This window comes from Paraburkholderia xenovorans LB400, assembly GCF_000013645.1.
GTDB lineage: Bacteria > Pseudomonadota > Gammaproteobacteria > Burkholderiales > Burkholderiaceae > Paraburkholderia > Paraburkholderia xenovorans.
The window spans coordinates 1,127,909-1,142,723 of sequence record NC_007953.1; the positions used below are offsets into that span (position 1 = coordinate 1,127,909).

General features: G+C 57.8%; 11 protein-coding genes. 2 read left to right on the top strand and 9 right to left on the bottom strand.

The window, feature by feature from the left end; translation table 11 throughout:
* The 6 genes from gmd to BXE_RS41820 form a co-directional block, all read right to left on the bottom strand.
* The gene (gene gmd, locus BXE_RS41795; RefSeq protein WP_011494199.1) at window positions 1-1,119 is read right to left on the bottom strand and encodes a GDP-mannose 4,6-dehydratase; all 1,119 of its coding nucleotides are present in this window, start codon (window positions 1,117-1,119) and stop codon (window positions 1-3) included.
* A 67-nt stretch (window positions 1,120-1,186) separates the two neighbouring features.
* A complete protein-coding gene (locus BXE_RS41800) occupies window positions 1,187-3,391 on the bottom strand; it encodes a polysaccharide biosynthesis tyrosine autokinase (protein WP_011494200.1) in 2,205 nt (734 codons plus the stop codon).
* A gap of 3 nt (window positions 3,392-3,394) precedes the next feature.
* Window positions 3,395-3,835, bottom strand: coding sequence for a low molecular weight protein-tyrosine-phosphatase (locus BXE_RS41805; RefSeq protein WP_011494201.1), 441 nt, complete (start codon window positions 3,833-3,835; stop codon window positions 3,395-3,397).
* Window positions 3,832-4,878, bottom strand: coding sequence for a polysaccharide biosynthesis/export family protein (locus tag BXE_RS41810; protein ID WP_011494202.1), 1,047 nt, complete (start codon window positions 4,876-4,878; stop codon window positions 3,832-3,834). Before BXE_RS41810 ends, BXE_RS41805 begins: the two co-directional genes overlap by 4 nt.
* A 388-nt stretch (window positions 4,879-5,266) precedes the next feature.
* Window positions 5,267-6,646 (bottom strand): undecaprenyl-phosphate glucose phosphotransferase, encoded by a 1,380-nt coding sequence (locus BXE_RS41815; protein ID WP_011494203.1) that lies wholly within the window; start codon window positions 6,644-6,646, stop codon window positions 5,267-5,269.
* A gap of 44 nt (window positions 6,647-6,690) precedes the next feature.
* On the bottom strand, window positions 6,691-8,217 hold the full coding sequence (locus BXE_RS41820) for a mannose-1-phosphate guanylyltransferase/mannose-6-phosphate isomerase (RefSeq protein WP_011494204.1): 1,527 nt from the start codon (window positions 8,215-8,217) through the stop codon (window positions 6,691-6,693).
* A gap of 1,252 nt (window positions 8,218-9,469) precedes the next feature.
* On the opposite strand from BXE_RS41820, the gene rfbC reads away from it, so the two are divergent.
* A complete protein-coding gene (rfbC, locus tag BXE_RS41830; protein WP_011494206.1) occupies window positions 9,470-10,018 on the top strand; it encodes a dTDP-4-dehydrorhamnose 3,5-epimerase in 549 nt (182 codons plus the stop codon).
* Window positions 10,019-10,120: 102 nt separating this feature from the next.
* Here the strand turns inward: rfbC and BXE_RS41835 are convergent, their stop codons facing one another.
* Window positions 10,121-11,116: a GlxA family transcriptional regulator gene (locus BXE_RS41835; protein ID WP_011494207.1), complete on the bottom strand. Its 996-nt coding sequence runs from the start codon at window positions 11,114-11,116 to the stop codon at window positions 10,121-10,123.
* A 497-nt stretch (window positions 11,117-11,613) separates the two neighbouring features.
* Between BXE_RS41835 and BXE_RS41840 the strand changes: the two genes are divergently transcribed.
* Complete coding sequence (locus BXE_RS41840; protein ID WP_148223124.1) at window positions 11,614-12,144, top strand: hypothetical protein; 531 nt, start codon at window positions 11,614-11,616, stop codon at window positions 12,142-12,144.
* Window positions 12,145-12,198: 54 nt separating this feature from the next.
* On the opposite strand, the gene galU is transcribed toward BXE_RS41840, so the two are convergent.
* Entirely contained in the window at window positions 12,199-13,080 is an 882-nt protein-coding gene (gene galU, locus BXE_RS41845) for a UTP--glucose-1-phosphate uridylyltransferase GalU (RefSeq protein WP_011494209.1), read from the bottom strand.
* Window positions 13,081-13,781: 701 nt separating this feature from the next.
* Window positions 13,782-14,777 (bottom strand): GlxA family transcriptional regulator, encoded by a 996-nt coding sequence (locus BXE_RS41850; protein ID WP_011494210.1) that lies wholly within the window; start codon window positions 14,775-14,777, stop codon window positions 13,782-13,784.
* Window positions 14,778-14,815: the final 38 nt, after the last annotated feature.

Sequence of the window (14,815 nt, forward strand, 5' to 3'; positions counted from 1 at the left end):
TCACTCGTTGTACTCAAATGTCTTGAAACCCGCCAGCGTCACCAACGCATCCCGCTTCGCGACCTGATAGTCGGCGCGCACCATTTCCGTGACCAGTGATTCGAACGACGTAGCCGGTTTCCAGCCCAACTTTTCGTGCGCCCTGGTGGGATCACCCAGCAACGTTTCCACCTCGGCCGGGCGGAAATAGCGCGGATCCACACGCACGATCACGTCACCCCGCACTACTTTCGTGTCTCCCCCTACGACACGCTCGACAATGCCCACCTCGTCGACGCCCGATCCCTCAAAGCGCAAATGGATCCCCAGTTCCGCAGCGGCCTGCTCAACGAACTGACGCACGCTGTACTGCACGCCGGTGGCAATCACAAAGTCTTCGGGCTGTTCCTGTTGCAGCATCAACCATTGCATCTCGACGTAGTCGCGCGCGTGGCCCCAGTCCCGCAGCGCGGACATGTTGCCGAGGTACAGACACTCCTGCAGGCCTGTTGCAATGCGGGAGATCGCCCGCGTGATCTTGCGCGTCACAAAGGTCTCGCCGCGCACCGGGGACTCGTGATTGAACAGAATGCCGTTGCACGCGTAGATGCCATACGCCTCGCGGTAGTTGACCGTGATCCAGTACGCGTACAGCTTGGCTACCGCATACGGACTACGTGGGTAGAAAGGCGTGGTTTCCTTTTGGGGGATTTCCTGAACCAATCCATAGAGTTCAGACGTCGAGGCCTGATAGAAGCGCGTCTTCTTTTCGAGGCCGAGAATCCTGATCGCCTCGAGAATGCGCAGTGCGCCGACACCGTCGACGTTCGCCGTATACTCCGGCTCCTCGAATGAGACCGCGACGTGGCTTTGTGCCCCGAGGTTATAAATCTCGTCGGGCTGCGCGCGTTGGATGATCCGCACGAGGCTCGTCGAATCGGTCAGATCGCCGTGGTGCAGGACGAAGCGGCGATCGGACGCATGCGGCTCCTGGTACAGGTGATCGATTCGTTCCGTATTGAACAGCGACGAACGGCGCTTTATGCCGTGAACTTCATAGCCCTTGCTTAACAGTAATTCCGCAAGGTACGAGCCGTCCTGACCTGTAACGCCGGTAATCAAGGCAACTTTGTGACTCATGGTGTCGTACTCCTCGTAATCGATGCGCCGAGAACACCCTCGCGCCTTTGCTCGGGTCTGGTGACGGTTATTTCGCGTTGCTTTCGTAACTGTAGTAATACGTGCCATAGCCAAGACGTCTCTGCGGCACATCGGTAATCAGCACGCCCTTCAGGGCGACGCCGACATTACGCAGACGGTTGGTGCATTCCAGAATCTCCGCCATGGGATGACGGCCATGACGTACCACCAGTAAGGTCGTACCTGCGTTCTTACCGATCAGCGCCGCATCGGTCACCGCCAGCAACGGCGGTGTATCGACAATGACGATGTCGTAAAGACTCGAGACCTGCTCAAGCACCGTTTTAAAGCGCTCGCTCATCAGCAGCTCGGCGGGATTCGGCGGTAATAGGCCCTTCGGTAAAACATCCAGATTCGGCAATACGTCACGCAGCACCGCACCGCTGATGTCCAATCCCGCGATGACATCCGAAAGTCCCGGCTCTCTGGACACGCCGAAATAGCCGTGCAAGTCGCCGCGCCGCATATCGGCATCGATCAACAGGATGCGCTTGCCGCCGCTCGCGAGCACGGCCGCGAGATTCACCGACATGAAGGACTTCCCGACCTCGGGACGCGGACCGGCAATGACGATTATGTTATTGGCAGCATCGAGCAAGCCGAACTGCAGCGCGGTGCGCAGACTTCGGATCCCTTCAATGGCGACGTCATGCGAGGCAATCGAGGCAAGCACGTGATGACCGGAGCGGCCACGCCGCATGGCTTGATACAGACGCACCTGCGTTTCACTGTGCGGCACCGCCGCGTAGACCGGCAAGCCCAGCGCCTGTTCGATTTCTTCGCTGTTTTCCACGCCGCCGAACAATGCATTTTTGACGAACGCCGCTGCTGTCCCCGCAATAAGCCCCAACACTGCCGCCAGCACAACCACCAGCGCCCGTTTGGGCTTGACCGGCACCTCGCCCGCGACGGCGCGGTCAACCACGCGGACGTTCCCGACCTGTCCGGCCTTGACGATCCGCAACTGCTGTGCGCTGTCCAACAGATTCGTGTACAACTCCGTGTTGACACGCACATCACGCAGCAGGCGCAGGGCGGATTGCTCCGTGTCCGGCAAAGTCGACACGCGCTTGTTCAACTGGGTCTGTTGCTCTTCGAGCGAGGCGATCTGCGCATCCAATGCCACCACCCCAGGGTGCGATGGTGTAAAACGCTGCGCCATCTCTATCTGCTGTTGCTGCAGATCGACGAGTTTGGTTTTGCTGTCGACTATCTGCTGCAGCAGCAGGCGGCTTTCCTCGGTCAGATCGACTGTTCCCTTCTGGTTGCGAAATGCGTTATAGCGATCCTCCGCCTGATCGAGCTGTGTGCGCAGTTGCGGCAGTTGCTGGTCCAGAAAGCTGAGCGTGTGCTCCGCTTCGGCGGACTTCCGGTCGATGTTCTGCTGGACATAGGTTGCGGCAATCGTATTGATGATCTCGGCGGTGCGCCTGCTGTCCGCGCCATCGAGCGAGACACCTATCACGCCGGATTGCTTGGTTTTCTCGGCGATGACGAGTGCATTCTGCAACTGATCGATCGTGAGGAGCGTGGAGGCGCGGCTGAGAATGAAGTGTGTGCCTGGTCTCGCCTCGAGACGCGCTACCCGCAATTCAACCGGGCCCGCTGGATCGCTGCCGTGGGCGACGCTGCCCACCTGTCCGTGAAGAACAACGTCGCCATCAGGATCGAGCAGATCGAATTTGTCACCGCCGCGCGCCACCAATGTGTATCTCACGTCGTATCGGTCATGCGGCACATCGAATAGCGATACGTCGATCTTCTCGCCGCCCCACGCGAAGCGCACCAGGCCGAATAGCGGCGGCGTCAACTGGTTGTCGCCGGCATGCCGTGCCAGTATGGCGCCGACCAGTGGGAAATAACGCGGCTGAGCGCTGATATCGAGGTGCAGTGATTGCACTGTCTGGCCGACCACGAGTCGCGAGCGGATCAGCTCGATCTCCGCGTCGGCGGTCTGCTTGGTGTCGAAGATGGAGGCCAGTTCGCCCAGCGCGTCCTTGGTAGCATTGGCGCTGTCCTCGACCTGGATCATCGCGTCCGCGCGATACACCGGCCTTGCGATAAACGCATAGAGAGTCCCGATTATCAATACGGTCGCTGCGATCGCAACGATCAGCTTCCAGCTCTCCGCAACGACGGAAAGATAGTCGGAGAGATGTATTTCGTCACCGTCCGACGAATCGATGAATCGATTTTTGTTTACGGATGCCATAAATTAGTGAGTCAATCGAATCATTGCGTCGAGCCAGTGCGCCACACCGCGCTCGATCTGCGTCATGGCCATTTCGAAGGCCGCGCGTCCTTTGCGGTATGGGTCCAATACGTCCGTGCCCTCGTGCTCGCCGAGGCGATAGACCTTTCCCTTCGCGAACGGATAGTTCGTTTCGATCCTTCTGCGCTGTTCCTGCGTCATCGACAGAACCAGTTCCGCCGAGCGTATGTGGAGCAGGCTCAGGTTCGCGGCAAGATGGCTTGCGATGTCAATCCCACGCTCTGCCATCAATGCGACAGCGATGGGATCCGCGCGGCGGCCGACGAGCGCGGCCCAGCCGGCGGACATCACGCGGACGCCGGGCAACTGCTTTGCGAACAACCCTTGCGCCATCGGACTTCGGCAGACGTTTCCTTCACATACAACAAGGATGTTGTCTATCATTTCGTCACGACCGCGCCGGTCAGGCCTGCATTGATGGCGGGCAGCAGCAGATTCAGCACGCGGCTGAAGCGAACCAGACCGTTACCATCCACATACACCACGTCCCTGGGCTGCAACTCGAATTGATTCGCCAGCACCATGGCGACTGGCGAGTGCGCATCGAGATGAAATATCTGCGGCGTCGTGCCGGATGCACCGCGAATCACATAGAGCTGCGCTGCGTCGGCACTCGCGGTATTCACGCTGCCGGCTTGCGACAGCGCGTCGCTCAATGTCAGCTTGCCGCTCTTCATCGGAATGGCGGTGACAGGCTTGTTGACCTCACCCATCACATAGACACCGTTGTCATCGCGAGAAACGACACGCAGCAAGTCGCCGTTTCTCAACAGAATTTTTGAGGGGTTCTGACTGTTCGAGAGCATGCTCGAGAGATTCAGCTGATACGACAGGCCGTCCCGCACGAGAACCATCCGGCTTTGATCGGCCGTCGTATTGAAGTCGCCGGCCCGGCTGATGGCTTCGAACAGCGTCAGTGGCACGTCGTTAATCGGAACAGCGCCGGGTGCGCGCACCTCCCCGTCCACATACACCTGCTTGGCGCGAAACGAGGCCACACGAACCGTCACCTGCGGACGCACGAATACCTTGCTCAATGCCGCGTACACCACCTGCTGGCTTTGATCGACACGCAGACCGGCAACATGAACGTTGCCTGCGTACGGCATCTGCACATCGCCGTTGCTGTCGATCACGAACCCCTGAGCCGGATCATAGGGACGGTTGTTCGTCTGCGTCTGCGTGCCCAACGCCGCCATCAGCTCAGGGTGATCCCATACCGTGATCTGCAGCACGTCGCCCGCACCCAGCGTGTACGGCTCGGGCTTACTCGCCAGTTCATGCAGTTGTTGCACGTTCTCCCGCGCATCTGCCTCGCGCATCCTTTCCGTTAAGGCGATATTGATATCGGTAATCGGAATCTGCATCTCGATCGGCGGCACCTCTGAATTCCCGTTTGCGACTGGCAATGTCGCCGGAGTAATCATCCGCATGCCAGGAGCGACAGCGCAAGCCGACAGCGCGGCACTTGCGGCGCTGCTCAACAGCGCACGAGTACAGCGGCGAACAAGACGTCTCGCTCCGTCTCCACTACACTTCCCCAAAAAGCCCATCAGATATTCCTTGAATTTCGGTCAGCTCTTCTTTTATGTCGCAATCGACTTTCTGCCCAGCAATGACGGAAAGCCATTTCCCGGATTAGCGAATGCGCGTACAGATCCGCATTCAAATGCTTTCCGCAGCTACGCTTCGCCGGGTATATGCCAGACCTGGAGGAATCAGTCACGCAGCTCCCGCGCGAGCCGACGGTCGTCATGAACGGGCCGCGGCGTCAATTCCGGAACTTGAGCAACCCCTGGCTGCGTGTCTGGATCGCTAGTACGCGTTGCTGCTAACCAGTCCCCTGGCCACGGTTGTCATGACAATTCGCATATCCAGCGCGAACGACCAGTTGCGCAAGTAGTAAAGGTCATGCTCGACCCGCATTTGCATCTTCTCGATCCGGTCCGTCTCACCGCGGAATCCATTTACCTGCGCCCACCCCGTAATACCCGGTTTGATCCGATAGCGATGGATATAGCCGTTGATGACTTTCTGATAAAGCTCGTCGTGCTCGATCGCATGCGGGCGAGGGCCGACCACCGACATTTCGCCACGCAACACGTTGAAAAACTGCGGCAGTTCGTCAAGGCTCGTGCGCCGCAACAACGCGCCCACACGGGTGATGCGGGGGTCGCCTTTCGTGGCCTGGGTGATCACACCGGTCTTTTCAGCGTGCGGACGCATGGTCCGGAACTTATAGATCTTGAACACGCGGCCATCGGCCCCTTTCCGATATTGCGTAAAAAACACTGGACCGCGTGACGAACACTTCACTACCACTGCGATAATCGTCAGCACCGGCATCAGGACGAGTAATGCGAGCGCCGCAAACAGGCGATCGAAGATTTCCTTCTGCACGATCGCGCGTGCTGGCAAAGGCGAGGCCACGAGGCTGATTGCCGGCGCTCCGATCAGGTCGATCACGCTGCCTTCGAATAACGCCATGCTGCGCACGTCAGGAATGAAGCGGATGTTCACGAGATCGTTACGGAACTCGTTGACGAAGTGCAGCATGGTCGACGCTTCCGATAACGGCAAAGCCAGCCAGACTTCCTGTACGCCGTGGCTCCGGACATGCTCGGCAAACGTGGGAAAGTCGTCGAACAGCGGCACGCCTTTCCAGGCGGCGCCACCGCCAGGCTCCGTGTTAAACACTGCGGACGCGCGAAAACCACTGGCAGGGGATGCCACCAGTTTGCCCACCACTTCGTGGCAATGGGCACCGACCCCGAGCACGGCCACGTTGCGCAAATTCAGACCGGCATAGCGCACGCTACGCAGCACCGCATGTAACAACAGCCGCGACGCAATCAATGCACCACCCGTGATCGCGGTCCAGTAGGCGACCCACAGGCGCGAGATGAAATCCGTGCGATGCAGCGAGAACATCAGTACCAGACCGCACACCTGCACCACCAGCCACGCAATCGACACCTGGCTCGCCAGTCGCAGCATCGAACGGCCGCGCCATGACTCGTACACGCCAAAGACCGGAAACGACACCAGCGCGAAAGCAACGGAAAAGGTAATGAACGCCCCGTCTCCCCAGCTCTGCCCCAGATCCTGAAAGCGGATTTGCGACGCTACCATGGCTCCGCCTACAATGAGCGACACATCGACAAGCCGCGCCAGTAACCCCCGTATCCCGAGCATCTCGCGATTCCCCGCCTGAAGTTGGATTGCTTATACGCCGCGCGTCAAGCGCGACCGTATGTATCGTCAAAACGAACGATGTCGTCTTCGCCAAGATACGGTCCGGACTGCACTTCGATGAGTTCGAGCGGCAACTTGCCCGGATTCTCCAGGCGATGCGTCACGCCCAGTGGAATGAAGGTCGACTGGTTCTCGCTGAGCATGAATTCCTCGTTGCCGCGTGTCACCAGCGCCGTGCCACTCACCACGATCCAGTGCTCGGCGCGATGGTGATGCAATTGCAACGACAGGCGGCCGCCCGGGTTCACGACGATCCGCTTTACCTGAAAACGTTCGCCGTGATCGATCGAGTCGTAGTAACCCCATGGGCGCCGTACCTTCCGGTGCGCGTCGACCTCGGGTGCCTGCAGCGCTCTCATCCGGCTGACCACGCTCTTTACTTCCTGTACGCGCGAGCGGTCGGCGACCAGCACGGCGTCGTCGGTCTCCACAACGACCACGTTGGTCAGGCCGACACATGCAATGAGGCGCCCCTGCGAGTGGGCAAAGCTGGATGTCGTACCTTCGAACACGACCCTTCCGCGCGCGGCGTTGCCGTCCGCGTCCTTATCGAGCGCTTCCCACACCGCATCCCATGACCCAAGATCCGACCACCCTGCATCAAGCGGTACCACCACGCCGTCCGCGAACCGCTCGTCCGATCCGAGACGCTCCATCACCGCATAATCAATCGAATCCGCCGGAGAAGACTTGAAAGCGTCCGCGCCTGGGCGGAAATACGCGCCGTCGTGAGTACCCTGTGCGTGGGCCAATACACACGCGTCATGCATCACCGGTTGCATGATCCTGAGCATGGCAAGCCACACGCTCGCCCGCACTGCGAATATGCCGCTGTTCCACCAGTACCGGCCCGACGCGAGATACTGCTCGGCCAATTCGGCTGCGGGTTTTTCGACGAAACTCGCGATACGATGTGCACCACGGCCGAGCTCAGAACCCAGCCTGATATAACCAAAGCCCGTGTCGGGGCGCGTCGGCGGCACTCCCAGTGTCACAATGGCGCCGCGCTGCGCATGCTGCACCGCCACTGCGATCGCTGAATGAAAAGCCACGAGGTTCTCGATCGCGTGATCCGCCGGCATTGCAACAATGATCGCGTCGTCGCCCTCCGAGCACAAATCCGCTGCGGCGATCGTCAGCGCCGGCGCAGTATCGCGCCGCGCCGGCTCGACCACGATGCGCGCATCGATTCCCCTCGCGCGGAGTTGCTCCGACGTGACGAAGCGGTGTTCGTCCCCGCACACGATAATCGGCGCGCTAACCATGCTTCCATCGGCGCGGAAGCCTTCCATCCGCTGCACGGTGGCTTGTAGCAGCGAATCGGATCCCAGCACGTCGATCAGTTGTTTCGGATAGTGTTCGCGTGACATGGGCCACAGTCGCGAACCAGCCCCGCCCGCCAGCACAACAGGTACGAGTCGCGTGGCCAATGCAGCGGTACTCTTTTCCGTCCGGACGACCTCGCTTTCACCGCAGGCAACTTCCGCCTCACCCACTGACGTATGACTCATCTCTACTCCTATTTGCAGTTCAAACAGAACCAGCAATTACTGCGCTCTGAATGGCGCGCCGCCCTACCTGGCGATCTCCACCGGAATCACGCTTTTCCGAAAAGAGCTGAGAAAGTGCGTCATTTACCTACAATGAAACTCGCTCGTTCTTTTTAAAACCCGGCGGTAAATGTGCTGCGACGGCCTTAATACAAAACGCTATTACTGCTTCTTGCCCATGCAAAAACCCATCTCGACTTCAGTTGCGGTGCATCATATCCGGGCCGACTTCCGGCATAATGCGACTGACGGAAAACGCCAACATGTTGGCGCTTTAGCCCATTCGCGCGCGACGTGTGGAAATGGCTCAATGCGTGTCCCGACGTCGTGCATCAGTCACGCACGGCTACGACGATGCAAACCGAGTTGTCAAACATGAGCAGGCTACCGTGGCAACTTACGCCAACGCCTTGGCCGATCGTGCCCGGTTTTCTGGGCACATGGCGCCTTTTATGAACTGGGACAGAACGCCTGGGTGACGCCGGGCCATAGCGGTCTACGTTGATGAGGTTGGCGATGCTCCGAAGGAGCAAGCCTGGCAGATCTAGCACATGAAGACACACGCGATAAAAGATGCAATGCCCACCGGCACCACAAAAAATGTGCACAGCATCATTCGCATGATCAACCTGGCTCTTGCAACTTCCCAAGGGCCGCGTGCACGCCGCGGCTGAAACTCGAGAAAGATTGCCCATTGATAGTGCCGCCTCCCGACCCTCAAAGCGGAAAGTAAGCTGAAGATCAAATAGACCAGCGTCCAGCCTAGACACAATCTGGAAAGAATCGGAAGAACGATTGCCATATATTTGCCACATGATTTAACAACTAGGTTTCCTGATCCTACCGGGCGCTGCAACCAAGAAAAAAAACCGACACATCGTGTCGGTTCAAAAAAAGCTCCCGGATATTCCGAGGACCGCCTCCGGAAGCCTGAGAGAAGTGTATCGTCGCTGAATAGCGCGACCCTATTCCGACATAGATGTGCACTCTGACGCCAACTGAACTGTGAGTCCAATAGTGATTGGATGATAGCTGGCGTATCGCACCAATCTTTTGGCGCTAAAGGCCAAGTTCACCGCTGTACCATCCAGAGACCTGGAGATGAACGTTCTTGCGCAACATCTTGCGATACGCAGTTCAATCCGACCGGAATTGTTTGGAAACAGGCGGGGCGGCACGACGTATTTCACTTTTTTCATCTTATCCTTCACAGATGGCAATTCAGGTTAAACACACAGAAATCCGCGATGTCAAGCTGATTGAGCCATGCATTCTCTCGGACATGCGAGGCGTTTCGTTTGACAGCTTCGATCAGGACGAATTCGAGGAACGTGTGGCGCGCGGCTACCGGTTCGTGCAGGAGCGCCACTCGGTGTCTCTCCATAATGTGCTGTGCGGTCTTCATTATCAGATTCAACGCCCGCAAGGAAAACTGGTACGAGTAGTAAACGGTGAAGTGTTCGATGTGGCGGTCGACTTGCGACGCTGGTCGCCCACGTTCGGGCGCTGGATCAGCGCGCGGCTATCGGCATCGAACTGTCGCCAGTTATGGATCCCCCCAGGGTTTGCGCATGGTTTCCGGGTATTGTCGGATGTCGCCGAGGTACTCTGCAAGACAACCGAGCGTGGCTTTGTCGAGCATGAGCGCACATTGCAGTGGGACGATCCTGATATCGCGATTTCCTGGGATCTGGACGAAGCTCCAATCACGTCCACGCGCGATGCAGCAGGTACAAGCTTCAGCACGGCGGAAGTCTATTGAGGGCAATTCCTTTGCATGGCCGGACACGCACCTGTCGATTCGACCGCCTATCATTCGACCACCGCACCCGGAAATAGTCTCCTGTAGAAGCTGGCGGCACGCCTAGCTAAAAGATCGCTTGCTTGCACGATACTCCGTTGGCGTTGCTCCCAGGTATTTGCGAAATACTTTCGAAAGCTGTCCGCCACTTCCCATTCCGCACCGCCGGGCGATCTTGTCGACTGGAAGGTCGGTTTCAAAAAGAAGACGGCAGCATTTGTCAACTCGCACATACAGAAGGTAGTCGGACGGCGTCACACCCATTTCCATCTTGAAGCGACGCAAGAAATTTCGTTCACTCATCGCGACGAATTGCGCTGCCTCTTCAATCGTAATCGCCCTGCCGCAGTTCATTTCCAACCATTGTGCCGATGACTGTATTTTTTCACTTACGGCGCTAAACATGTTCTTTTTTTGAACGGAGCTAAGCTGCGCCTCAAAACGCAACTGCAGGGAGCTCGCGATTTCGCGTGCGGCTTCTGCGCCGAAATCTTCTTCGATCATTGCTAGTGCAGCTCGCAACGGAGTACTTGTTCGTTGGGAGACGGGCGCCTTTAACCCGTTCCATGCAACCGCATGAGCACCTTCGCTGCGGCGCAATTTCCGGCTTATATCGGAGGACCTGGTGTCGTCCAGTAGTAAGCGTTTTTCGGCGATTGGAAAAATCCGTTCGCTGCGCAAGTCGAGTCGATGCAGCCAGGCGACCAGACGTTCCTCACTCAGCATACTGTGGACACCGGCGCCCGCAGCAATGAAAAGCGCATGGAATTCGTCCGTGCGACCACCCGATTTGATGGTGTCTGTGCAAACGAATACCGATGACGAACTCGCTATTCTGCCTCCGTCCATCGAGAGGAGATGAACGTCGTAACATGGGCCGCTCATACGCGTGGACAGACAGAGCGCATTGGCAGACTGGAAAATCTCCACTACGGTGGCTGCCTCCGGCAGTGAAAATCCATTGAACAGTGCAATGCCTATACGTTTTTTCGCGCGATCGTCCTGAAATATCTGGGTCTGAGTCGCATAGCGATTACGGCGGGCAAAAAAGACTGCCATCCCACTGTCCCCCAAAATAAGTGGCCTCCTACAGCTGGATTTGAGCCGTTTCCAAGCCGCGACAATCGTACACAATCGATACGCATAAGGTCATTGGATGACCGAATAGGATAATAAGTTGTCGGCCACGGATGGCCCCTGCACGCGAGCAGACAGGCACAACTGCGGAAATAGCCGCGGGCCGGTGCGGGACGGCCGGATGTCTTATAGTGAAATTTGCTGTCCTACGCGACTGATACGGTATTGCTCATCCCTTTGCATATGCCACCAACCCACGCATGAACGATGGGCATTGGAATGTTGGCTGGCTGCGTCAAAAGCTGGACAAATTCTGCCGGCCTCCGTCGGCAATGACCCAGCCGACCTACACTGTTTTTGCTCGTAAACGTCGGCGAACACTTTGACATGCTGGAAACTTCGCTTTGACCGGCCCAATGGATTATTTGTTGATCCAGTCAAATAGAGACTCGTCACTATCCGCAGCCAGGGCCAGTCGCATGATCTCCGGCAATCTACGGCACGATTTGATTCGATCAGTCTGCACAATTGCGGTCACCACTCAACAAATGGATTCAAGCGTCATGCCCAGGGAAGGAAACTTCATGCAGGCCCACGTTCAACCAGGCGATCTGGACACGCTATCACCCACCACTTGCATACGCGCGAGCCTACGGCTCTGGGGGTACGATCCATTGGTCGTTGAAGCGTGGATCAAGAGACTACCTGACGCCCGCGGACGGGTGTCGTGGGAAATCGCTCACGACCGGGAGGCGAACGGCGCGGATGTCGTCGTGCATCTGCTCAATCCTTCTCGAACTTCGGCACCGTTCTGCTGGAATTGCGCCGGCGCGAGCCGCGCAATGAGGTTGTCCATCGGTACGGGACGTACCGAGATCGCCCTCTTCGCCGGACGTTTTCAACAGTTGGAATTTCCTCGCGTAGGACCCTGGTTTGCCTCGGAAGGATTGCCCATCAGGATGGCCCTTCATAAGCTGGCGCAGTCGCTCGTTACTTCCTTTTTCGATTAGGGGCTCGGGATTTCGCGGTGACAAAGGCGCCCGGCCACCCGCGATTATGGCAATTCACATCTGCAGGAGAGATAGATGTTTCTCAAGGTACGCACGGAATTCGGAACGTACCTCAGGATGCCGTAACGCAAATTCCACCGTGGCCTTCAGATAACCCAGCTTGCTACCGCAGTCAAAGCGTGTGCCGTGGTACTTGTATGCCAGCACCTGTTCATCGGCAAGCAGCGACTGGATCGCATCCGTCAACTGAAGTTCCCCACCGGCGCCGGCCTTGATGGCGCGCAGATGCTTGAAAATTCGCGGCTTCAGCACGTATCGCCCCACTACACCCAGGTTCGAAGGCGCCACATTCGGCTCAGGCTTTTCAACGATGCCCGCCATCCTGATGATCGAGTCCCCCCATTCCGATCCATCGATAACGCCATACGAGCCGGTATCCTGCGACGGGATTTCCTCAACGCCTATCATTGAGCTATGGTAGTGATCGAACGCTTCGATCATCTGCCTCATGACCGGCGGTGTGCCGTGCAGAAGATCGTCCGCGAGAATGACCGCGAACGGGTTGTCACCGACCAGCTTTTCTGCGCACAGCACCGCGTGGCCGAGGCCGAGCGCCTCCGACTGACGCACGTAAAAGCAATCGACATGGCTCGGCTTGATGCTGCGCACCAGTTCGAGCAGCTTGTCCTTGCCGCGCGCTTCCAGTTCGGCCTCGATCTCGTAGGACTTGTCGAAGTGATCCTCGATCGCGCGCTTGCTGCGGCCAGTGACGAAAATCATTTCGGTGATGCCGGCCGCCATGGCCTCTTCGACCGCGTACTGAATCAGCGGCTTGTCGACGATCGGCAGCATCTCTTTCGGGCTCGCCTTTGTAGCAGGAAGAAATCGGGTGCCAAGACCCGCTACGGGAAACACAGCCTTGGTAACTTTCAGCATAAGAACTCCGAATATCCTTGACGTGATCGATTGGCGGTCGTGGATCGCCTCTCCTGCTCCACGTCGATAGCCCGACAACCCGCGGTCGACGGCGACGCGCATAAGCAAGCTGTGCGAAGACCGGCGCTTGAGCCAGCCACCAGTCGTTCGTGATAACTATTGAGGTTCAACGATCGTTGTCGCCAATCCCGATCAATGCGGGCAGGCGCGCGCATAAGGCGTCAGTTACCGACCTAACCGCGTGTGGCGAAAGCGATTCGGGTTTTGGCTGAACCGGAGCTGATTGACGAATTCTTGGCGCGCCGCCCAGCCCTCCCCGCCGAGCTTGCTTCCACGATGGGCCACAACCACTGCGTCAGTTTAGCGATTCTTTCTCAGACGAGCGTTTGCGCGCCGCGCCTGATTTGCACGTAAACCCCGTTTTTACAATTCTTCGGCGTGCGCCAGTCATGCCGCTTAACGATTCGCCACTGATGCAGATAATTCGCCAGGGAAGTCGATCCGGATTGTGCCGGCTAATCTCAATGCGGCACGGCAAAAACAGGTTCCATCACAATAGCTAACATCATTGGCAATAAATTTAACGTAAATCCCGTGAAAATTCAGCATCGCTTTCATGTCCATTGATATGGAATTGTCCCCAACCCGGTCACAATGCCGAATTGAACAATGCCCGAAATACGGTCATCGTTATCAGTCTCTCAAGACCGTTTGCTGACGCGATATTCGGTAGGTGTGGTCGCCAGATGCTTGCGAAAAAGCTTGGCGAGCCGCCCGCCGCATCCAATGCCACAGTGACGCGCCACCTTATCGACCGGCAGGGTGGTTTCGACAAGAAGGCGGCAGCTCATATCAAGCCGCACGTATAGCAAATAGTCGGACGGCGTTACGCCCATTTCGATCTTGAAACGCCGCAGGAAATTACGCTCGCTCATGCAGGCAATCTGCGCCGCGTCATCGATCGAGATCGGCCGATGGGCGTTCGCCTCCAGCCACTTTGCCGACGCCTTGACATTCTCGCTCACACCGACCGAAGCGTTCTTGCGCACAATCGCGGTAAACCGCGTGTCTGCGGATGGTGCGACCCAGTCAGCGACCTGACGCGCGATTTCGCTGCCAAAATCCTCTTCGACCAGTGCGATGGCCGTTTGCAACGGGCTGGCAACGGCGGCCGATGAACCGTCTCCGTTGCCCACGCCTAGCCGCATGATTTCATCGATATATACGGCGTGCCGCCTGATCGTGGGGGCCAGTCTGAATCCAGCGCCATCTAGCAGCAATTGTCCTTCGCCGATCGGGAACACCAGGTCGGCGCGCGGATGCATCCGACGCAGCCAGGCAATCAAGCGTTCATCGCGTAGCGCATCGTTGACCCCCGCGCCGCCCGCAATAAACAACGCGTGAAAGCGCTCCTGATCGCGCCGCACATCGATGCCTTCGGTCCAGACGAACACCGATGACGAGCTGACGATCCTCCCTCCTGTTACCGACAGCAAACTGACGTCGTAACGCACTGCGTCACGCCGTTCGCCCTCGGTTAGCAGCTTCACCGACTGGAATACCTCCACGACCGCTGCAGTCTCCGGAAGAGCAAAGCCGCCAAACAGAACGATGCCAATACGCTTCACAGTGCCAGTCCCTGGCGAAACCTGGCGCCGCATAGCGTCATTGCTGTAAAGGACTGAAGAGCACTCCATCTGATTTTCCCCGGGAATTAGTTGCGCGTTGCAGCCTG